At 61.3% G+C, this 19,858-nt stretch carries 17 protein-coding genes; 5 read left to right on the forward strand and 12 right to left on the reverse strand.

Going from position 1 to position 19,858, the window contains the following annotated elements:
• Window positions 1-26 precede the first annotated feature (26 nt).
• Window positions 27-482: a hypothetical protein gene (locus tag ACYJSS_RS08055; protein WP_043245152.1), complete on the forward strand. Its 456-nt coding sequence runs from the start codon at window positions 27-29 to the stop codon at window positions 480-482.
• Window positions 483-616: 134 nt separating this feature from the next.
• Here the strand turns inward: ACYJSS_RS08055 and ACYJSS_RS08060 are convergent, their stop codons facing one another.
• The 5 genes from ACYJSS_RS08060 to ACYJSS_RS08080 all read right to left on the reverse strand — a co-directional run bounded on the left by ACYJSS_RS08060 (window position 617) and on the right by ACYJSS_RS08080 (window position 4,975).
• Window positions 617-1,339, reverse strand: coding sequence for an anti-sigma factor (locus ACYJSS_RS08060; protein WP_236204444.1), 723 nt, complete (start codon window positions 1,337-1,339; stop codon window positions 617-619).
• Entirely contained in the window at window positions 1,336-1,884 is a 549-nt protein-coding gene (locus ACYJSS_RS08065) for a sigma-70 family RNA polymerase sigma factor (RefSeq protein ID WP_236204443.1), read from the reverse strand. The genes ACYJSS_RS08060 and ACYJSS_RS08065 overlap by 4 nt, the downstream gene beginning before the upstream one ends.
• A gap of 89 nt (window positions 1,885-1,973) precedes the next feature.
• A complete protein-coding gene (locus ACYJSS_RS08070; protein WP_111264062.1) occupies window positions 1,974-2,504 on the reverse strand; it encodes a DUF3455 domain-containing protein in 531 nt (176 codons plus the stop codon).
• Window positions 2,505-2,671: 167 nt separating this feature from the next.
• Window positions 2,672-4,372, reverse strand: coding sequence for a sulfate adenylyltransferase (locus tag ACYJSS_RS08075; RefSeq protein ID WP_236204442.1), 1,701 nt, complete (start codon window positions 4,370-4,372; stop codon window positions 2,672-2,674).
• 273 nt (window positions 4,373-4,645) lie between these two features.
• Window positions 4,646-4,975 (reverse strand): hypothetical protein, encoded by a 330-nt coding sequence (locus ACYJSS_RS08080; RefSeq protein WP_373875091.1) that lies wholly within the window; start codon window positions 4,973-4,975, stop codon window positions 4,646-4,648.
• 261 nt (window positions 4,976-5,236) lie between these two features.
• Between ACYJSS_RS08080 and ACYJSS_RS08085 the strand changes: the two genes are divergently transcribed.
• Window positions 5,237-5,641: a hypothetical protein gene (locus tag ACYJSS_RS08085; protein WP_236204440.1), complete on the forward strand. Its 405-nt coding sequence runs from the start codon at window positions 5,237-5,239 to the stop codon at window positions 5,639-5,641.
• A gap of 41 nt (window positions 5,642-5,682) precedes the next feature.
• Here ACYJSS_RS08085 and ACYJSS_RS08090 read toward each other — a convergent pair whose 3' ends face one another.
• From ACYJSS_RS08090 to ACYJSS_RS08115, 6 genes are all read right to left on the reverse strand, one after another.
• Entirely contained in the window at window positions 5,683-6,180 is a 498-nt protein-coding gene (locus ACYJSS_RS08090) for a BRO-N domain-containing protein (protein WP_236204439.1), read from the reverse strand.
• A 489-nt stretch (window positions 6,181-6,669) separates the two neighbouring features.
• The gene (locus tag ACYJSS_RS08095; RefSeq protein ID WP_236204438.1) at window positions 6,670-7,206 is read right to left on the reverse strand and encodes an REP-associated tyrosine transposase; all 537 of its coding nucleotides are present in this window, start codon (window positions 7,204-7,206) and stop codon (window positions 6,670-6,672) included.
• Between the two features lie 96 nt (window positions 7,207-7,302).
• A complete protein-coding gene (locus ACYJSS_RS08100; RefSeq protein ID WP_236204437.1) occupies window positions 7,303-9,084 on the reverse strand; it encodes a DGQHR domain-containing protein in 1,782 nt (593 codons plus the stop codon).
• Window positions 9,077-10,330, reverse strand: coding sequence for a DNA-methyltransferase (locus ACYJSS_RS08105; protein ID WP_236204436.1), 1,254 nt, complete (start codon window positions 10,328-10,330; stop codon window positions 9,077-9,079). The genes ACYJSS_RS08100 and ACYJSS_RS08105 overlap by 8 nt, the downstream gene beginning before the upstream one ends.
• Window positions 10,331-10,489: 159 nt before the next feature.
• The gene (locus ACYJSS_RS08110) at window positions 10,490-11,746 is read right to left on the reverse strand and encodes a ribonucleotide-diphosphate reductase subunit beta (protein WP_236204435.1); all 1,257 of its coding nucleotides are present in this window, start codon (window positions 11,744-11,746) and stop codon (window positions 10,490-10,492) included.
• Between the two features lie 420 nt (window positions 11,747-12,166).
• Window positions 12,167-15,055 carry a ribonucleoside-diphosphate reductase subunit alpha gene (locus tag ACYJSS_RS08115; protein WP_111263366.1) on the reverse strand — a complete coding sequence of 963 codons (2,889 nt, stop codon included), beginning with the start codon at window positions 15,053-15,055 and terminating at the stop codon, window positions 12,167-12,169.
• Window positions 15,056-15,770: 715 nt separating this feature from the next.
• On the opposite strand from ACYJSS_RS08115, the gene ACYJSS_RS08120 reads away from it, so the two are divergent.
• The 3 genes from ACYJSS_RS08120 to ACYJSS_RS08130 all read left to right on the forward strand — a co-directional run bounded on the left by ACYJSS_RS08120 (window position 15,771) and on the right by ACYJSS_RS08130 (window position 18,721).
• The gene (locus ACYJSS_RS08120) at window positions 15,771-16,496 is read left to right on the forward strand and encodes a response regulator (RefSeq protein ID WP_173172217.1); all 726 of its coding nucleotides are present in this window, start codon (window positions 15,771-15,773) and stop codon (window positions 16,494-16,496) included.
• A 66-nt stretch (window positions 16,497-16,562) separates the two neighbouring features.
• Window positions 16,563-17,105, forward strand: a complete 543-nt coding sequence (locus ACYJSS_RS08125; protein WP_236204434.1) for a GNAT family N-acetyltransferase — start codon at window positions 16,563-16,565, stop codon at window positions 17,103-17,105.
• Window positions 17,102-18,721, forward strand: coding sequence for an ATP-binding protein (locus ACYJSS_RS08130; RefSeq protein ID WP_236204433.1), 1,620 nt, complete (start codon window positions 17,102-17,104; stop codon window positions 18,719-18,721). Before ACYJSS_RS08125 ends, ACYJSS_RS08130 begins: the two co-directional genes overlap by 4 nt.
• A gap of 192 nt (window positions 18,722-18,913) precedes the next feature.
• Here ACYJSS_RS08130 and ACYJSS_RS08135 read toward each other — a convergent pair whose 3' ends face one another.
• A complete protein-coding gene (locus ACYJSS_RS08135) occupies window positions 18,914-19,633 on the reverse strand; it encodes a 4'-phosphopantetheinyl transferase family protein (RefSeq protein ID WP_236204432.1) in 720 nt (239 codons plus the stop codon).
• Between the last annotated feature and the right edge of the window lie 225 nt (window positions 19,634-19,858).

Raw genomic sequence — 19,858 nt, forward strand, 5'->3', positions numbered from 1 at the left:
GCTAGATTTCTCCTGGCGCCAGTTTCATGAGCACCCACCGTTTCACCCTGGTCATGCCGGCCTCCGCCGACGCCACCTTCGAAGCCTTCCATAACCATCGCGTGCGGTTGCAGTGGGACACGTTGCTGGCCGTCGCGCATATGGAGGCGGGCGATAGTCATCCTTCCATCGGCGCGGTTTCCTTCAATCGGGGCAAGGGCTGGAAGCGCCTGCTGGCGATGCGTACCCGCTTCGTGAACTATCAGCCGGGCAAGGTGGCGGCGGCCATGCTGGTGGAGCCGACGGGGCTGTTCGAGTCGTGGGCGGCGTCGATGCGCCACCGCGATATCGAAGCGGGGCGCTCCGAGCTGATCTACAGCTTCAGCCTGACGCTGCGGCCGCGTTGGCTGGGCGTGCTGCTCGACCCATTGGCCAACCGCCTGTTTGCCTGGGAGGCACGCAGGCGTTTTGCGGCGCTGGCGGTGTTCCTGGCGAGAAAGTAGGGGCGATTCACGCGGCTAGGGCACGACGGAGCAGCTGGAAGACAACGCATCTCTTGCTGTCGGCATCGGTGGCGAAGGAGTTCACGAGTGCCGCCCGGGTCGTGAGCTGCTCATTTTACAGAGGGTTGAATCTGCTAGATGACCTTCACCGCCCGGCCAATGAATTGAACGGGCCCCATCGGCCGGCCCGTGGTGGAGCCCCCCGGGTTTTCCAGGGTCAGCTCGAACAACTGGCTCGGCTCCAGCGGCGGCAATTGGTCCAGGGGGACGCTGAGTTGCGCGCCAGGCTTGACCAAGCCGAGGGATACCGGCGCTTGCCAGCCCTCCGCCTTGGTCCAGAACTGCAGCACTTTGTCGCCCGGAACCTCGCTACGCCCGAGCGGGATCAGTTGGACCCGGCGGCTGTCGCTGGCCTGCACCACCCAGCCGGGGGTCTGGTCGGTGGGGGCCACCAACACCACCATGTAGGTGATGCGCGGTGCGCTGGTGGTCAGCAGCATCGTCGCCAGCACCAGGCTTGCGGCCAGCCCGGCGCCCGCCAGGCCCCGCCATACGCCCAAGCGCCGATGCCAGGGGACGGCCACCTGCCGCGGTGCCTTGGCGTCGCCATCGAGTTGCGCGTCCAGGGTGCGGGATACCCGGCTCCACAGGCGTGGGCTGGGGGTTTTCGGCTCGACGATCGCGGTCAGCTCCAGCAGACGGTTTTCCCAGGCAGCCACGGCTGAACGCAGATCGGCGTCGTGTTTGAGGCGCTCATGCACGGCATGCCATTGGCTGGCCGGCAGGCTGCCCAGTACATATTCCCCGGCGAGGGTGTCCAGGTCTTCGGGACCGGTGCCATTGTGCTCGGTGTTCATCCCATGCACTCCCGCAGCGACGCCAGGCTGCGCTTGATCCACGCCTTGACCGTGCCCAAGGGCGCGCCGAGCAGGGCGGCGATTTCGGCATGCGTGCAGCCGTCGACGTAGGCATGCAGGATGCAGCGCCGCCGCGCCGGCTCCAGCTGCTCCAGGCATTGATGAATTCTGGCTGAACCGTGCGCCGCCAGGCTGTCGTCCACCTCCGCCACCTGCGCGTGCAGCACCGCCGCGCCTGCATCATCCAGGGGCGCCTCCCGGGCACCATCGCGGACATGGTTCAGCGCCAGGTTCCGCGTGATGCTGTAGATCCAGCCGCGCGCGGAGCCACGCGCCGGGTCGAAGCTGGCAGCGCGCGTCCAGATACGGATGAAGGCATCGTGCACGATGTCTTCGGCCAGGGCGTCGTCCCGCACGATGCGCCGGGCCACGCCGAGCAGCCGCGCACCTTCCTGATCGTAGAGCGCCTGCAAGGCCGGCCGCTCACCTCGGGCGCAGGCGTCGAGGTGGCTCTGGTAATCGAAGGTGCTGGCAGGCTGGTCCACTTTCTGCGCTCGAGGGTGCCCCGGCCCGTCTGGCCGGGGTGTGTCGTTGAGCGTAGCCGACGGCTCGCCTCGCGCCTGCCCGGGCGAGCTCAGTTGGCCCCCCAGAATAGGTAGTCGGCCTGGTACTTGACGACCTGCCGCTGCCCCTTGTTCTCGGCGGCGCAGGTATCGCTGGGCGCGACGCCACCCCGGGTCGCCAGGCGCTGCACGAAGCTGACGCCGCTCATGGCGCCCTTGCCCTCGGCAGGGTTGGCCTTGACCAACTGGTACGGGATATCGCCCGTGCCGGCCGGCGCGACGGCCACCTGCGTGCCGGTGATCTTCGACCCGTCACGGGCCTGCCAGGTGGCCGGCGGCCCGAAGTAGTCCCCTACCGGCTTTCCGGCCCGGTCATTGAGCACGGCCTTGGGGCCGACGAAAAACCACTCGGTCTGGCCTGGCGCACCCGCCTTGTCGCGGCATTCGTAGGTGATTTCGCCCACGCCGACGGTTTCGAGCACGAGCTTGTGGCCATCGGGCACCTTCACGGCGTCGGGCACGGCCGCCTGGGCATTGAGGCTTTGCAGGGCGAGGCACAGGACGAGGCCGCTGAGCAGGCCACTGGCAGGTTTTACGTTCATGGGGCGATCTCCTGATAGGTAATCGAAGAGGCAGATTCGGGCTGCCCATCTGTACTACCCGCCAGGCATCGTTATGGATGCAGGGCTCGACAATTTTTTTCGAACGGAGGGGCGTTGGCCCAAGTCCCCCACGGCAGCCATGGGCAGCGCTGCCGTGGGGCGCGGGTTCAGGCGTCGTCGGCGCCGCGATAGCGGGGGTAGGGCAGGCTGTTCCAGGTGCGGTTGGCCAGGCGGTTGGCATCCATGGCCGCCGGGATGTCGTCGAGCAGCGCACGGGCGGCGCTCAGTTCCTGCTGCACTTCCGCCTGGCCCTGGTACATGAACTCATCGGACGCGAGCTCCGGCGCCTGGCTGAATTTCTCGTCCAGGTCATCGAGCAGGCGCCGCTGCTGCCGGTGCAGGGCGTCGCGCGCGTCCTCCACCCAGGCCGGCTGCAGGCTGCGGTTGTGGTCCAGCAGGGCGCTGTACTCGCGGTAGACGCCGTCGTAGACGTCGCCTGTGTGGCTGCGCGCCTCGTGGCAAGCCAGTTCCAGGTCGCGCACCGTGAGGGCGTCCGCTTCCAGGGGCTGCTGGCGCGGTACGCCGCCCAGGCGGGTGAAGCGGGTGTAGAAGGGGAACAGGCTCTGGATCACCTTGGCCACGGGCAGGGTGCCTTCGCCGTCGTCCCCCAGGCCCTTGGGCTGGATGCCCTGCATGGCCGCCAGGGCCGACTCCGGGCGCACCACCTCCTTGGGCGGCACCAGGCCGTGGCGCAGCATCTCGCGGATGCCGGTGCCGGAAATGTTCAGCCGGTAGCGCTCGTCGTGGGGGCAGGTTTCGGTCGTGGCGTGGCTGGCGCAGCGCACGCAGTAGAACACCTCGTGGAACAGGCGCACCTCGATGCCCAGCTCGTCCGGGGTGAACTGGTCGAAGATGCTGTGGCTGGCGTACTTGTCGTAGTAGCTGCCGATCCCCGCGTGGTCGCGGCCGATCAGCGCGTGGGTGCAGCCGTAGTTCTTCATGATCAGGGCGTGCAGCACCGTCTCCCGGGGGCCGGCGAAGATGTAGGTGACCCGCAGCGGCGAGAGCATGGCGCGGTCCTTCGGGTAGTAGGTTTCCAGCACGTTGCGGTAGGCCTGCATGCGGTACTCGTGGCGCACGTATTCACGCTTGGCCATTTCCACCAGCGGTTGCAGCAGCAGGCCGTCGATGCCTTCCAGGGCGTTGCGGTGGATGTATTCGTGGCCGCGGTGCAGCGGGTTGGCGCCGGTGATGAAGCCGGCCACGGAGCGGAAGCCGCGTTCCTCGTAGAAGCGCTTCCAGGTGTCCCGGGGCTCCAGGCGCAATGATTCGAAGGGGCCCCAGTCGACCCGTTGCAGCAGCTGCAGCGGGCCGCCCAGGGCCACGTCGCCCATGCGCCGGTGGATGGCGTCCACCCCGGGGTGGTTGCGGTCGGTGGTGCCGAACAGCTGCCGGGCGCGCTCCTCCTTGTCGTAGTCGAAGATGTCGTCGATGGCGAGGATGGCCACCGGCTCGTTGCGCTCGTCGATCAGGGCCACTTCATCGCCCACCGCCAGGGCGGCGATCACCTCGCGGTTGCGCTCGCCCACCGGCGCGAAGCTCAGCGGCACCGGCCACACCGTGCCATTGGCCAGCCGGCCATTGCCCAGCACCGACAGGTAGTCGGCCTGGTTCATGAAGCCCTTGTTGGGCGAGAGCACGCCGGTGGTGATCATCTCGATGGTGATCACCGCCTCCAGGTCGATGCGGATCGACGGCAATGCGCGTGCGCGCGCTATTTCTGCCCGTACCCGGTCGGCGGGCACCACCTGGTTGACCAGGGTTCCACCGTGGGGCTGCTGGGGGTAGCGATCGAAGGCGAGTTCCATGTTTCCTCCTGCTCGGCTCTGGCCTCGCTCGAAGGTCGCGGGACCTTCGAGCGAGTCGCACTGTGCCGTCTTGTTGGGGGTAGGACATGGCCAGTCACGGCGGCCGTCCACACAGCCCGTGGGCGCACCGGGCTGGCTGAACGGTATTGGCGAGGGGCGGCGGCGGACAAGGTCGTTGCCCTGTGGGGAAATTCCGTAAGTTTCGAGCGGGGCGTCTGCCGGGCGGGCGGTGTGCCTGGCCAGCAGCCGGAAGAGGGCGGTGAGCCCGGTCGACTACGGCGATGCCCCTTCGCAGTTGTCGAGCTCGTCCTGCGTCTTCAATTCCGTGGCGATCCCCAGGCGATACCGGCAGTAGTCGATCACCTCCTGCCGCTCCTGCGCGTTCAATCGGCTGAGGGGCTTGCTGTCGGCATCGGTGGCGAAGGGGTTCACGAATGCCACCCGGAAGGAGGGCTGCCGCTTGATGAAGAAGACCAGGCGGTTGTCCTCGGCGAAGCGCGTCTTGTAGACGCCGGTGGTGAGCCAGGCAGCCAGAAGCGTGGCGGTCACCAGGCTGAGCGCGAGTATTTTCGGCCAACGCCGGGTCCTGTTTTCCACATGCATTCCTTGGCGATGAATCGGGGAGCGGGATAGTACGAAGCGGCGATGGGCACGTCATCAGCCGGGGCGCTGGGCAGGGGCGAAGGTGCCTTGGGCACGTTGCGACTTAGGTCGTCATCCCTCTTGCCCCCGTCACCTTCCTTGGTACTGCCATCCCGCGAATTCCTTGACCCGCCGCTCCCCGCATCCCGATTCTTCCGCCGGCAAGACGCGCCTTAAAACAATAACGATGCCCACTGCGGCAACGGAACAAGGAGTTCTGTGATGCTTGGTTACTACGCGCCATACAGCCGGGAATACCTCGCCACGCTGATGATCGTGACGACGCTGTTCTTCGCCCTGCCCATCTTCGTCGCCCCCATCGCCTGGGCGCGGCTCATGCGCTGGAGGATTCCGGAGCACCAGCACCTGGCGATCTACTTCGGCCGCTGCCTGGGGGCGTTCATCCTGATCATCGAGCTGGCCATGCTGCGTGCCGTCACCACGGGCACCGGGTACAGCTACGCGTTCGACCTGCTGTTCCTGGTCTTCACCCTGATGTTCGGGGTGCATGTGTATGGCGCGATCCGGCGCATCCAGCCGATCACCGAGACGCTGGAGATCGGCTTCTGGATGATCCTCTTCGGGCTCAATGTGCTGTTCTATCCGGCGACGGTTATCACGCTCTGAGGGGCGGCGATGAGGGCTGGAGTCTCCAGCCCTCGGTCGTGCTAGCCGATCACATGGGGCGGCCTGGGCAGCAGGCGCGGGCAGTCCTCAAAGGGCAGCCAGACCACGTCCTGCCAGTGCAGCACCTGCAACTCCTGCCCCATCCATTGCGCCACCGAACGGACGGGCCAGTGGCCGACCTGAGGCTGTTCGGCGCGCAGGCAGGGGATCACCTGCTGGGTGATCCATTGGCGGATGCAGCGGTTTTCCGGGTGGTAGTAGTGGATGAGCGCGGCATAGGCGCCGGATTCGCTCACCAGCCATTCGCACTTGAAGTCGCCATGGCCGTTGCGTATCCAGGCGATCTGCATCTGGTCGTCATCCAGGTTGTGCGGCAGGCGCTCGGCCAGGGGCGGGTGGTTCATCAGCCGGGCCAGGTCGGTCACCACGAACCAGGGTTGGTCTTCCAGCAACACGGCGCGCAGCAGGCGCTTGTGGCGGGTGAAGAGGGTGGGGATGAGGATTTCTTGATCGGGGCGGGGGTGGGTGGAGTCAGGCATATCCGTTACCTCTGCTTGATGAAGCAGCTTTCTTAGGGCTGCTGGCGTCGGGAGTTAAGAAAACCCCAAGCAGAGGGCCGGACGTATTCCCCTTTCAGGTCTTGTATTAGTCCACTCCCGACATAACAGAGATTTTTGCGTGCGCGAGTATGCCGCGAGCACAAAAAAGCCGCTGAACTTTCGGGAGCGGTGGACCGCTGCTTGATGGGCGTTTCTTAGGCGCCGGGTACGGAGGCTATGGGCGCACCCGGAAAGTGGCAATGCAGTTACCGCGTGGGAAATGGCTGATCGGCGAGCGGAAACGTGAAGGCAGCGTAGGGTGGATGACGCTCTTTTCATCCACCAGACGAGGCCCGAACCCGCCTCATTCTCCCCAGCGAATAGCGTCGTCCGCCAAGCCATCCCCGGCCCAGTCCATCGGATCGATGTTGATGCACGCGTAGGGTGGATGACGCTCTTTTCATCCACCAGACGAGGCCCGCCCCAGCCTCATTCTCCCCAGCGAATAGCGTCGTCGTCCGCCACGCCATCCCCGGCCCAGTCCACCGGGTAGATGCCATCCCGCACCGCCCGGTGAAAGCTCGAATACGGCCAATCGCACACCCGCCGCACATGGCCGTGTTTCACCGGGTTGATGTGGATGTAATCGAAGTGCCGTTGGTAATCGAGGTCGTCGCGGATCAGGTGTTCCCAATAGCGGCGTTGCCAGATGCCGCGTTCGCCCCGGGCACGTTGAGCCTCGGTGCGGGATTCGGTGTCGGCCAGGCGTTTGGAGAAGGCGAATTTGATCGAGCGCCAGCGCATGGCGAAGTCGTCGTCGCCCGGTGGCAGGGTCCAGAGGCAGTGCATGTGTTCGGGGAGCACGACCCAGGCATCGATATGGAAGGGGCGGCGGTGTTTGACCGCCTGTACCACGGTGCGCAGTAGGTGGATTTCGCGGACCAGCAGGTCGCTGTGCCGGTTACGCAGGTTGACGGTGAAGAAGTAGGTGCCCCCGCGCATCCGGGCGCGACGGTAGTTGGACATGACCCCTCCTTGAGCCATTGGTGTTGCGGGTGGAAAAGCTGGTGGATGAGAAGAGCGTCATCCACCCTACGCGCTTGTTGCTTACGTTGATATGAATCAGAAGTAGGTGGAATACAGTTTCTCGCCCATTTGTCTGTATTGGCTGGATTTGTAATTTTTAAAATTGAAGTTGTTGATTGCTGTTAATTTGCTGCTGTAGCCTTTAGATTTGTCTAGTTTTTTATTTTTGGTGAGAAGTCTAAGGCAGTTTAGAATGCCATTGATTGTGGTGACGCTAAGAATGCAGTTTGGATCTTTTCTGTCAATTTTCCACTTACTGCTATCAAGTTGACTTTTAAAGGCAATAAATATCTCTCGAATCTCTGTTGTGCAATATTCTTTGTATTGGGTCAGGAGTTCATAGCTTTCGCTGTTGAAGGCGCGTAGTTTTTCTTTGTCAGGGTGGCTCCATGAGGAAAATAAACTTTCATTCCCATCAAGCTTTACAAGCTGATTTAATCCATAGCTAATTACAGAGGATGTTTTTAGTTTGCCTTTTTCATACCAGAATTCCTCAAAAAGCCCAGAGAGTGGACCGGAGTTATTAAGCGAATTAAGTACTGCTTTGGCAATTGAAATAGTGGAGAATGGGTCTATCATTAGTTCAATTTCTTGTTTTAATTGTGAGCTGGCACCAGCTTGATTCGCATTGATCTCTAAGAAAAGATTGGCTTCGAATTTTAATCTTTTTTCTTTTGCTTCGCTTTGTGGGTAAAGAATGCCAGTTATCAAAAGATTTTGTATTTCACGGAGTTTAGATATTGTTACTTCGTAATTGTCATCGCCTTCGTGGTAAGCAAAGGTCCTATGCTGGCCGTCAACGACGCCAATAATATTGGGTTCGTTGTTGATTTCTATCTTTGTGGGAGTAACAGCTGTTTGCCCTTGGCCAATTATTTGACCGTCGGAAGATATTGCGATCTGCTCGTCATTCTCATCGTAGAGTTTGATCTTGTCGAGAGATAGAGTGGCTATAATATTATTTACAAATACTCTATTTTTTTCGTGGAGATATTTCCGCATGCCACTTATTTTTGAGGGGATTAGCATTCTTTGGTAGTGACCCACATTTTCCTTCTTGCGCCAGCCTTCCTTTCGAAGTACATAAGATCGACGTAATAATGAGTTGGCGTCCATGTAAAAGGATACGATCTTATATCCCTCCGAAAATGAGCTGTGCTCTTCCGGAAGAATATGGCCTGAGAAAGTTTCCTTTGATACGCTATGTGACTTTAGTGAGTTTTCTCCAAATGATTTGTAAGGGATACCGAGGAAGTCTATGAACTCATGTATTGTGGAGCGTTTTATTACTTTTGAAAGGCTTGAGAAGTATTTTACAAGATGATAGTCAAAATATAGTGGGGATGTTGCTACCCTTTTGTGCTCTGGGGAAATGGTTTTCTTAGAGCAGTACAATATTTTGACAATTATCTTGCTGAGTGAATATTTGCTCGATATATGAGTATTGTATGCTGAGGCAAAGCTCTTCAGTTTTGGTTCTTGAATCGCAAATTTAATGAATTCAGAAGGGTTTTCGCAGACACGTTGATAAAAATGCTCCTTGTTCAGTAGATGGGCTCCAGGGTCGTTTGTGATCGTATATTCCATTAATAGAATGACGTTCTCATGGAAGAATATGTCATCTATTTCAGAGGTCCTATTGTTAAATATAAATTCCTTCCCATCAATTGATGGGATATTTTTGAAACCTATATTCTTTAGTAAGGTTGATATTTCTTTTCTTTGTGCCTTTTGCTCTTTTAACTGAGCCTTTTGTTCAGCAGTCAGTTTTGGCTTCTTCTTATTTTTTATTATTTTTTTTGTTATTCCTTTACTCATAATCGCTTTCCTTAAGGCTGACAAATATATCGCTTATGATTCTAGCTTTTCCCGTTTGTGAGAGGGTCTCGATCTTTCCTGTGGAAAAATGTGTGTTTGTCTCGGTATATCCGTATAGGCTGAGTTTCTCGAGGTTTATATCTTCGCTGCTTAGAAACTCGAACTCTGGTTCAATACCAAACTTTGAGAGGGGGGGGGATTTTATGGAATTTTCTAGTGCCTCCAAGATCTCATTTTTATCGGAGCTGTCGATAAGTGTGTATCTCACTTTGATTAGTTTGTGTTGCTCTTGGCTTTTTCCTGTGATTTTTACCAATATTAAGCTGCTTTGATGTTTGGCGATCTTCAGGTTTTTATAAATTATTTTTGCAAATTTTAATGCTCTTAAGTTCAGTATCAGTTCTTCAAATTTTGCCTGCTCTTTGTTCTGAAGACTGAACTCCTTGTATTTTCTTGATCCTTCTTCATGAGTCTCTTTCAAGTATTTCTCAAACATTTTTATGTATTTTTTATTGAGCTCTACTCCGAAGTAGTTTCTGCCCATATAGGCTGCTTGCGATAGAACAGATCCGCTACCAGCAAAGGGGTCCATTACCAAATCCCCTTCATTGCTCGAGAGCTGAATCATATTACCTATCATGTCAGTAGGGAGCGGGCAAAAGTGTCTAACATATTTATCACCCCATGAGCCTTGGGTCGGTATTGGGTACTCCCATACTTCATCAAGAGACTTACCTTTGGGGTTATATCTCTCTGGGTATTTTACCCACCATTTTTTTAGGTGGGCTGTATCATATTTTTTTACTCGATCCTTGAAATAATTGAATTTCTCGGACTTAGAGAAGAACAGTATGTATTCAAATTTTCGCTGAACAAATCCATTTCCAGACCAAGGAACAGTCTTGTCCTTTTTCCATATGATCACGTCTTGAAGTAGCCAGCCTATTTCGGATAGTTTGGCAGCGAGATCAAATGGAAGGGGAACTACTTTTCCTTCGCTTTTGAATGTATCAATGACTATCCATAGGGTGCCGCAACTTTTAGTTGACTCATAGATGCTTTGAAATACCTTTTGGAGGTCATCTAAGTACTGCTTGTATGTTTGGCCAAATCCTATTTGATTCTTACTTCCATAATCCTTCATGTCAAAATATGGAGGGGAGGTTATTGTGGTGGTTATCTCTTTTATTCTGAGATCGGCTATCTTCCTAGCATCGCTATTAGATATGGTGTTGTTGGTTTCCATAGTTTTATTTTTTGTCACGGCGAAAACGTAACTCGCAGAGATTGCTAATTTATTTTTAAGAAAAACCCCGCACAAGGCGGGGTTTTGTCTTTCTTCGCTACCCCGAAAATCCGTATCAGGTTGAAGCGTTTTATGTGTTCCTAATGGTTCGACCCGGAATCAATCCCAGCTCAGCGCACCGCCGGTCTGGTACTCGATGACGCGAGTTTCGAAGAAGTTCTTCTCTTTCTTCAGGTCCATGATCTCGCTCATCCAGGGGAACGGGTTGGTGGTGCCCGGGTATTCCTCTTTGAGGCCGATCTGGGTCAGGCGGCGGTTGGCGATGAACTTGAGGTAGTCCTCCATCATCGCGGCGTTCATGCCCAGTACGCCGCGCGGCATGGTGTCGCGTGCGTATTCGATTTCCAGTTGGGTGCCCTGGAGGATCATCTGGGTGGCTTCGTCCTTCATGGCGGCATCCCACAGGTGCGGGTTTTCGATCTTGATCTGGTTGATCACGTCGATGCCGAAGTTCAGGTGCATGGATTCGTCGCGCAGGATGTATTGGAACTGCTCGGCGGTGCCGGTCATCTTGTTGCGGCGGCCCATGGAGAGGATCTGGGTGAAGCCGCAGTAGAAGAAGATGCCTTCCAGTACGCAGTAGTAGGCGATGAGGTTGCGCAGGAACTGGCGGTCGGTCTCCGGGGTGCCGGTCTTGAACTCGGGGTCGGAGATGGAGCGGGTGTACTTGAGGCCCCAGGACGCCTTTTTAGCGACGCTCGGGATCTCGTGGTACATGTTGAAGATTTCGCCCTCGTCCATGCCCAGCGATTCGATGCAGTACTGGTAGGCGTGGGTGTGGATCGCTTCCTCGAAGGCCTGGCGCAGGATGTACTGGCGGCATTCGGGGTTGGTGATCAGGCGGTAGACGGCGAGCACCAGGTTGTTGGCAACCAGGGAGTCGGCGGTGGAGAAGAAGCCGAGGTTGCGCATGACGATGCGGCGCTCGTCTTCGCTGAGGCCGTCCTTGCTCTTCCACAGAGCGATGTCGGCGTTCATGTTCACTTCCTGCGGCATCCAGTGGTTGGCGCAACCATCCAGATACTTCTGCCAGGCCCAGTCGTACTTGAAGGGTACGAGCTGGTTGAGGTCGGCGCGGGCGTTGATCATTTGCTTGTCGCCGACCTGTACGCGCGCGGAGGCGCCTTCGAGGTCGTCCAGGCCTTCCTGGATGTCGAGGGCGTCGAGGGCCTTCTTGGCGCGGGCGACGGCGTCGGAGTCAGCGGCGGATACGGCGCGGGCTTCCTGTACGGAGCCGGCGGCCTCGTCATCGAGCTTGTCGGCGCCGGCAGCGGCTGCGGCGTTGGTCGCGGCGTTGGGTTGGGCGGCGGCGGGTGCGGCGGCGTCTTCTTTGTCGAATTCGTCCCAGCTGAGCATCTGTCCTCTCTCCTGGTTGGTTCGGCCGTTCTCTGCCGGCCTGGGTAAATGGTGCGTGGGTGGGTGCACGCTGAAGCTTTTACTGCCGAACTGCTTGTCCGCCGGGGCCTGGTCACGGGCGTCTGTGTCAGCGCTGCCCGATGGATGCCGCGTTCGCGGTTGACGGTGTTCGGTCTTGCTGCGCGGCCTGGGCCTGCGCGTGTGGCTTCTCTCTATAAGGGAGCGGCCATGAAATTCGGTGGTGCTGTTACTGCTTGAGCTCCTCTCCCCGAAGGGAGAGGGCTACTGCGATCGAGCGCGAAGCTGAGCGAGTGAGCGCTAGGCGCCGGGTTGCTCTGGCCCCGGAGCGTACGACCGTACGTGAGGAGCCGGAGCGGCCCGGCAACAACGCGGGTGCCGCTCAGATTCGCGCGTCACCTGTCACTGACAGGCTTCGCAGTCGGGGTTGTCGATCGAGCACGCTTGCGGCACGGGTGCCGGTACCGGCGCGGCGGCGGGCGCTGCGCTGAAGCCTTCATCGCTACCGGAGGACACTGCGTTGAGCTTGCCGGTGTTGATGGTGGACTTCTCGGTGCTGGTGGCGGCCAGGGCACGGAGGTAGTAGGTGGTTTTCAGGCCACGGTACCAAGCCATGCGGTAGGTGACGTCGAGTTTCTTGCCCGAGGCGCCGGCGATGTAGAGGTTCAGGGACTGGGCCTGATCGATCCACTTCTGGCGACGGCTGGCGGCGTCGACGATCCACTTGGTTTCCACTTCGAACGCGGTGGCGTACAGGTCCTTGAGGTCCTGCGGGATGCGTTCGATCTGCTGCACGGAGCCGTCGTAGTACTTCAGGTCGTTGACCATGACCGGGTCCCACAGGCCGCGGGCTTTCAGGTCGCGAACCAGGTAGGGGTTGATCACGGTGAATTCGCCGGAGAGGTTCGATTTCACGTACAGGTTCTGGTAGGTCGGTTCGATCGACTGCGACACGCCGGTGATGTTGGCGATGGTGGCGGTCGGTGCGATGGCCATGATGTTGGAGTTGCGGATGCCTTTCTGTACGCGAGCACGTACCGGGGCCCAGTCGAGGGACTCGGTCAGGTCGACGTCGATGTACTTCTGGCCACGGGCCTCGATGAGGATCTGCTGGGAGTCCAGCGGCAGGATGCCCTTGCTCCACAGCGAGCCGTCGAAGGTCTCGTAGGAACCGCGCTCGTCGGCCAGGTCGCACGACGCCTGGATGGCGTAGTAGCTGATGGCTTCCATGGACTTATCGGCGAAGTCGATGGCGGCGTCGGAACCGTAGGGGATGTGCTGCAGGTACAGCGCGTCCTGGAAGCCCATGATGCCGAGGCCAACCGGGCGGTGCTTGAGGTTGGAGTTCTTCGCCTGCGGGACCGAGTAGTAGTTGATGTCGATGACGTTATCGAGCATGCGTACGGCGGTCTTGACGGTCTTGGCGAGCTTGGCGGTGTCCAGCTTGCCGTCGACGATGTGGTTCACCAGGTTCACGGAACCCAGGTTGCACACGGCGATTTCGTCTTTGTTGGTGTTGAGGGTGATCTCGGTGCACAGGTTCGAGCTGTGGACCACGCCCACGTGCTGCTGCGGGCTGCGCAGGTTGCACGGGTCCTTGAAGGTCAGCCACGGGTGGCCGGTCTCGAAGAGCATGGAGAGCATCTTGCGCCAGAGGTCCTTGGCGGCGATGGTCTTGTGCAGCTTGATCTTGCCGTAGCCGGCCATGGCTTCGTAGTACTCGTAGCGCTCTTCGAAGGCCTTGCCGGTCAGGTCGTGCAGGTCGGGCACGTCGGACGGGGAGAACAGGGTCCAGGGGCCGTCGTCGAACACGCGCTTCATGAACAGGTCCGGAATCCAGTTCGCGGTGTTCATGTCGTGGGTGCGGCGGCGGTCGTCACCGGTGTTCTTGCGCAGCTCGATGAACTCTTCGATGTCCATGTGCCAGGTTTCGAGGTACGCGCAGACGGCGCCCTTGCGCTTGCCACCCTGGTTCACGGCAACGGCGGTGTCGTTGACCACTTTCAGGAAGGGCACGACGCCCTGGGATTTGCCGTTGGTGCCCTTGATGTAGGAGCCCAGCGCGCGGACCGGGGTCCAGTCGTTGCCCAGGCCACCAGCGAATTTGGACAGCATGGCGTTGTCGTGGATGGCGCTGTAGATGCCCGAGAGGTCATCCGGCACGGTGGTCAGGTAGCAGCTGGAGAGCTGCGGACGCAGGGTACCGGCGTTGAACAGGGTCGGGGTCGAGCTCATGTAGTCGAAGGACGACAGCAGGTTGTAGAACTCGATGGCGCGCTCTTCACGGTCCTTCTTCTCTTCGATGGCCAGGCCCATGGCCACGCGCATGAAGAAGATCTGCGGCAGTTCGAAGCGGATGCCGTCCTTGTGGATGAAGTAGCGGTCGTACAGGGTCTGCAGGCCCAGGTAGGTGAACTGCTGGTCGCGCTCGTGGTTCAGCGCGCGGCCCAGTTTCTCCAGGTCGTAGGTCTTCAGTTGCGGGTCGAGCAGTTCGAACTCGGCGCCTTTCTCGACGTAGGCCGGCAGAGCCTTGGCGTAGAGCTCGGCCATCTCGTGGTGGGTGGCGCTCTCGGCGACGCCGAGGAAGCCCAGGCCTTCGGCACGCAGGGTGTCCATCAGCAGGCGGGCGGTGACGTAGGAGTAGTTCGGCTCGCGCTCTACCAGGGTGCGGGCGGTCATCACCAGGGCGGTGTTGACGTCTTTCTCGGCCACGCCGTCGTAGAGGTTCTTCAGGGTTTCGCGCTGGATCAGGTCGCCATCGACTTCGGCCAGGCCTTCGCAGGCTTCGCTGATGATGGTGTTGAGGCGGCCCAGGTCGAGCGGAACGACGCTGCCGTCGGCGCGGGTCACGCGGATGCTCGGGTGCGGCTGGGCGATGTCGGCGGCGCCGCTCTTGCGGGCCTGGGCGCGGGATTCGCGGTACAGGACGTAGTCACGGGCGACTTTCTGCTCGCCGGCGCGCATCAGGCTCAGTTCGACCTGGTCCTGGATCTCTTCGATGTGGATGGTGCCGCCCGAGGGCATGCGACGCTTGAAGGTGGCGGTGACCTGTTCGGTCAGGCGCGCGACGGTTTCATGGATACGCGAAGAGGCAGCGGCAGTACCGCCTTCCACGGCGAGGAACGCCTTGGTGATGGCAACGGTGATCTTGTCGTCGGTGTAGGGCACGACGGTACCGTTGCGTTTGATCACGCGCAGCTGGCCGGGCGCGGTGGCGGCCAGATCCTGGGTGGAATCGGCTGCCTGCGGCGCGTTGGCCTGCGGGTTCTCGCGAGTGGTTTCGGTCTGCATGGGGGTCTCCATGTTCTCTATTTGTTGAGTCGGGCGCGTGAGCGTCCGTCATTCCGTTTTACAAACGCCGCTGGCTCGGCCGAGGCCGGGTTCGTGGCGCTTACTACAAGGCAGGAAGGGCAGGGGACTCGAATGCCTCCCTGGCCCAGCAAGTCTAAGGTCGCTGTGTTAAGGCGCAGCGACAAACACAATACCTAGTGGTGCGACACCCTGGGGTGGTACACCGCTCTTCCGGTTCCAGTCACGTCATTCGTGTCCCGGGCCGGCACTGTCGGCCGGGGCCGCGCAGCGGGTTGGACTCCTAATGCATCACGGGGTTCGAAGCCTGCGAAAAAGGCATTTCGTGCTTGATTCTGATTGTGTCCCGTGATCTAGCCAAACCCAATATGTAGGGGTCTGGCGTGATGGGGGTACAAGATAATGCGCTCTGGGGGGTATTGCAAGGCGAGGGGAACTGGAAAAGCTGTGGATAACTTGTGGGTGAATTGTGGGTGAGGCGGGGAGAGTTTGCGGTAGCCCTCGTGGGGCCTGGCGTACGCCGTTCGTCGCGGCTGCGACACTCTGGAGCGGGCTGTTTCGAGGATGTCGGACGGTGCGCACGCTAACACAATATCTAGTGTTTCGTGGGGTTTTTGGCATGCACTGTGCAGAATGCGGGGCGTTGCTACAATGCCGCCCGTTTCACGGCCTTGATGCAGTCTATTAGGAGTACGTGGTGGAGCAAGAATCCTGGCGCATCCTCATCGTCGAGGACGACCAACGACTGGCCGAGCTGACCCGCGAGTACCTCGAGGGCAACGGCCTGAAAGTGGCTATCGAGTCCGATGGTGGCCAGGCCGTGGCGCGCATTCTCAAGGAGCAGCCCGACCTGGTGGTGCTGGACCTCATGCTGCCCGGCGAGGATGGCCTGTCCATCTGCCGCAAGGTCCGTGGCCGCTACGACGGCCCCATTCTCATGCTCACCGCGCGCACCGACGACATGGACCAGGTGCTGGGCCTGGAGATGGGCGCGGACGACTACGTGTGCAAGCCGGTACGCCCGCGCGTGCTGCTGGCGCGCATCCGCGCGCTGCTGCGGCGCAGCGAGGGCGGCCTGTCCGAGCCTGTCGAGGAGAACGTGCGGCGCCTGGAGTTCGGCCCGCTGGTGATCGACAACGCCATGCGCGAGGCCTGGCTCAACGAGCGCAGCATCGAGCTGACCAGCGCCGAGTTCGACCTGCTCTGGCTGCTGGCGGCCAACGCCGGGCGCATCCTCTCGCGCGAGGAGATCTTCAATGCCCTGCGCGGCATCGAGTACGACGGCCAGGATCGCTCCATCGACGTGCGCATCTCGCGCATCCGCCCGAAGATCGGCGACGACCCCATGCACCCGCGCCTGATCAAGACGGTGCGCAGCAAGGGCTATCTTTTTGTCAGGGAGGCGGCCGAAGGCCTGCTTTGAGCCTTATATAAGGAGGCGCCGCTCCGCTTCGGGACGAAGGCGCTCCATTCTCCAGCCGAGAGCGCCATGTTTCCCACCCTAGAAACCACCCGATTCCGCCTGCGGGAAATTGGCCGGGCCGACACCCGCGCCATCTTCCTGGGCCTCTCCCACCCGGATGTGATCCGTTACTACGGCGTCTCCTACGGCAGCCTGGAGGCCACCCGTGTGCAGATGGACTGGTACCGCTCGCTGGTTCGCGAGCGCACCGGCCTCTGGTGGGGCATCTGCCGGCGCGACAACCCCCAGCAGTTGCTCGGCGCCTGCGGTTACCACGATTGGGACCACAGCCATCGCCGTGCGGAGCTCGGCTACTGGCTGATGCCCGAGCACTGGCGCAGCGGGGTGATGCGCGAATGCCTGGAGGCGGCCATCGGCCACGGCTTCGATGCCATGCGCCTGCACCGCATCGAGGCGGTGGTGGACACCGAAAACGGTGCCAGCAGCGGCCTGCTGCGCCGCCTGGGCTTCGTCCACGAGGGGGTGCGCCGCGAGTGCGAGTACAAGGACGGGCGCTACCTCAGTCTGGATTGCTTCGGCCTGCTCGAACGTGACGGTGGGCGTCGATGAACTCGATCTTTCTGCGCATCTACGGCGGGCTGCTGATCACCCTGGTGCTGGTGGCGCTGCTGGGGGTGTTCACCTTCCACCAGGTCAACGAGGTGCGCGCCGACCAGTACCGCGAGAGCCTGGCGCGCGGCACCTTCCGCCTGATGTCCGACAACCTCGAGCCCATGACCGCCATCGAGCGGCGCCGCGCCCTGGTGCTGTGGAGCCGGCTGATGGGCATCCCCCTGGCACTGCAGGACCTGGACGAGGATCGCCTCGACAGCGGCGTGCGCAGCCGCGTGCTGCGCAAGCAGGTGCTGGTGGAGCAGACCGGCCCCCACGCCGCCAAGGTCTACAGCCTGGTCAGCGAGCAGGAGCACCTGGTGCTCACCGGCGAGGTGCAGCAGATCAGCGAGCAGCTGGCCCGCGCCACCGTCTACCTGCTGATCGACGAGCTGGTGCGCTTCCCGGTGCGCGAGCAGCCCCAGCGCCTGGCGGCCTTGAAGGAGGGCAAGGAGTTCGGCTTCGACCTGCACCTGATCACCCTCAAGGACGCCGACCTGGATGAGGACCAGCGCCGCCGCGTGGACGAGGGCGACACGGTGATGGCCCTGGGCAAGGGCGGCGATTCGGTGCGCATCTTCGCCGGCATCGTCGACACGCCCTGGGTGCTGGAGATCGGCCCGCTGTACCTGATGAACCCCTACCCGCCGGAGCTGCTGGTGCTGATCGGCCTGCTCGGCCTGAGCTTCATCGGCCTGACCATCTACCTGCTGGTGCGTCAGCTGGAGCGCCGCCTGCTGGGCCTGGAGAGCGCCGCCACGCGGATCGCCCACGGCAAGCTCGATGCCCGCGTGCCGGCCAGGGGCGCCGACTCGGTGGGGCGCCTGGCGGCGGCCTTCAACGGCATGGCCGAGCAGTTGCAGCAGCTGCTGTCGGTGCAGCGCGAGCTGGTGCGGGCGGTCTCCCACGAGTTGCGCACGCCAGTGGCGCGCCTGCGCTTCGGCCTGGAGATGATCGCCGACGCGGAGACCGAGAGCGCCCGGCGCAAGTACATGGAGGGCATGGACGGCGACATCCAGGAGCTCGACAAGCTGGTGGACGAGATGCTGACCTACGCCCGCCTGGAGCAGGGCACGCCGGCGCTGAACTTCCAGCGCGTGGACCTGGATGCGCTGTTCGACCAGGTGATCGCCGAACTCGCCCCGCTGCGCGTCGCCGTGCGCGTGGAGCGCGGCCAGTGCCTCACCGCCAGCGGCGAGGGCGCCTGGGTCGAGGCCGAGCCGCGCTACCTGCACCGCGCTCTGCAGAACCTGGTGAGCAATGCCATGCGCCACGCCGAATCGCGGGTGCGGCTGAGCTACCAGATCGGCCACAAGCGCTGCCGAATCGATGTCGAGGACGACGGCCCCGGCGTGCCGGAAAGCCACTGGGAGCGCATCTTCACCCCCTTCCTGCGCCTCGACGACAGCCGCACCCGCGCCTCCGGCGGTCACGGCCTGGGGCTCTCCATCGTGCGGCGGATCATCTACTGGCACGCCGGCCGCGCACAGATCGGCCGCAGCGACACCCTCGGCGGCGCGCGCTTCAGCCTGGTCTGGCCCCGCCGCCAGGGCGATGGGGATTTGCCGCCGTAGATTGCACACAGCCCGTAGGATGGGTGGAGCTCCGCGAAACCCATCACCTCCGAAGCGATGGGTTTCGTACCTCGCGGAACGCCGCCCGACCCATCCTGCGTCGAGGCCGGGTCGGGCTTTTGTGAGAGTGGTTCAACCGCACGAGGAAGCCGGTCAAGAAAAAGGGACGAAGCCCGCAGGCTCAGGCGCTGATCAGCGCACCGCCACCAGGCTCAGCAGCCGGTCGTCATACAACTGGAAATGCCCCTCCAGCTCGCTGCCCGTCATCCACTCCCCAGCCAGGTCGATCAGCAGCCCGAGGCGTGCCGTCCGCGCGTCGTGGTCCACCGCCAGCAGCTCGGCGTCGTGGAAGTAGAAGCGCTTGCCCACCAGCGGGTAGAGCGCCTTGAACAGGCTTTCCTTGAGGGAGAAGGTCAGGGTCACGCGCTCGGCCTGTTCTTCGGCGGGAAGCAGGGCGAGGCGTTGCAGCTCGGCAGGGGTGAGGATCTCCTCGGCCAGGCGCAGGGCGCGCTCGGTTTCCAGGCGCTGCTCCATGTCCAGGCCCAGGCCGCGCCAGTCCGCCTGGCGCGCCACCAGCGCCGCGGCCCAGCCGGCGCCGTGGGTGATGGAGCCGCTGATGCCCGCCGGCCAGATTGGCGCGCGGTCCTCGCCGGTGCCCGGCACGTCCGCCCGGCCGGTCAGCGGCAGCAGCGCCGCGCGGGCACAGAGGCGGCCGGCCAGGTACTCGGCGCGGCGCTTGGCCACCGAGCGCTGGATGTTGGCGGGCGCCGCGATGGCGCAACGGTCGAAGTCGTGGTCGGCGAGCTGCGCCGGGTCGAAGCGGCAGGCGCGCAGGGCGATGCCGGGCAGCGCGGTGGCGAAGGGCCAATCGGCATCCAGCGGGGTGCAGAAAGCGGGGAGGGCAGGCGTCATGGGCGCATTCTGCCGTGCCGGCCCGACGGGAGCCAGCGCCCGTGCCGGTTACATATGTTTGCAATCGGGTTACCAAAGCTAAACGGATGCCTGGCGGCCTATTTGCCAGACTAGCGGCGCGTTTCTTCTGGAACGCAGGTGAGGTTGTAGCTTGGAGTCCTGGCCACTGGTCGACTCCGGGCGTTTTCTCTGAATCGAGAACGGGAGCCCTTTTGGGGCTCCCGT

The organism is Pseudomonas sp. No.21 (genome assembly GCF_054558415.1).

Coding starts and splice junctions, on each gene's coding strand:
- ACYJSS_RS08135 (WP_236204432.1), bottom strand. CDS start 19,633: ATGACGCCTGCCCTCCCCGCTTTCTGCACCCCGCTGGATGCCGATTGG.
- ACYJSS_RS08085 (WP_236204440.1), top strand. CDS start 5,237: ATGCTTGGTTACTACGCGCCATACAGCCGGGAATACCTCGCCACGCTG.
- ACYJSS_RS08095 (WP_236204438.1), bottom strand. CDS start 7,206: ATGTCCAACTACCGTCGCGCCCGGATGCGCGGGGGCACCTACTTCTTC.
- ACYJSS_RS08055 (WP_043245152.1), top strand. CDS start 27: ATGAGCACCCACCGTTTCACCCTGGTCATGCCGGCCTCCGCCGACGCC.
- ACYJSS_RS08125 (WP_236204434.1), top strand. CDS start 16,563: ATGTTTCCCACCCTAGAAACCACCCGATTCCGCCTGCGGGAAATTGGC.
- ACYJSS_RS08070 (WP_111264062.1), bottom strand. CDS start 2,504: ATGAACGTAAAACCTGCCAGTGGCCTGCTCAGCGGCCTCGTCCTGTGC.
- ACYJSS_RS08115 (WP_111263366.1), bottom strand. CDS start 15,055: ATGCAGACCGAAACCACTCGCGAGAACCCGCAGGCCAACGCGCCGCAG.
- ACYJSS_RS08080 (WP_373875091.1), bottom strand. CDS start 4,975: ATGCATGTGGAAAACAGGACCCGGCGTTGGCCGAAAATACTCGCGCTC.
- ACYJSS_RS08060 (WP_236204444.1), bottom strand. CDS start 1,339: ATGAACACCGAGCACAATGGCACCGGTCCCGAAGACCTGGACACCCTC.
- ACYJSS_RS08100 (WP_236204437.1), bottom strand. CDS start 9,084: ATGAGTAAAGGAATAACAAAAAAAATAATAAAAAATAAGAAGAAGCCA.
- ACYJSS_RS08090 (WP_236204439.1), bottom strand. CDS start 6,180: ATGCCTGACTCCACCCACCCCCGCCCCGATCAAGAAATCCTCATCCCC.
- ACYJSS_RS08075 (WP_236204442.1), bottom strand. CDS start 4,372: ATGGAACTCGCCTTCGATCGCTACCCCCAGCAGCCCCACGGTGGAACC.
- ACYJSS_RS08110 (WP_236204435.1), bottom strand. CDS start 11,746: ATGCTCAGCTGGGACGAATTCGACAAAGAAGACGCCGCCGCACCCGCC.
- ACYJSS_RS08130 (WP_236204433.1), top strand. CDS start 17,102: ATGAACTCGATCTTTCTGCGCATCTACGGCGGGCTGCTGATCACCCTG.
- ACYJSS_RS08105 (WP_236204436.1), bottom strand. CDS start 10,330: ATGGAAACCAACAACACCATATCTAATAGCGATGCTAGGAAGATAGCC.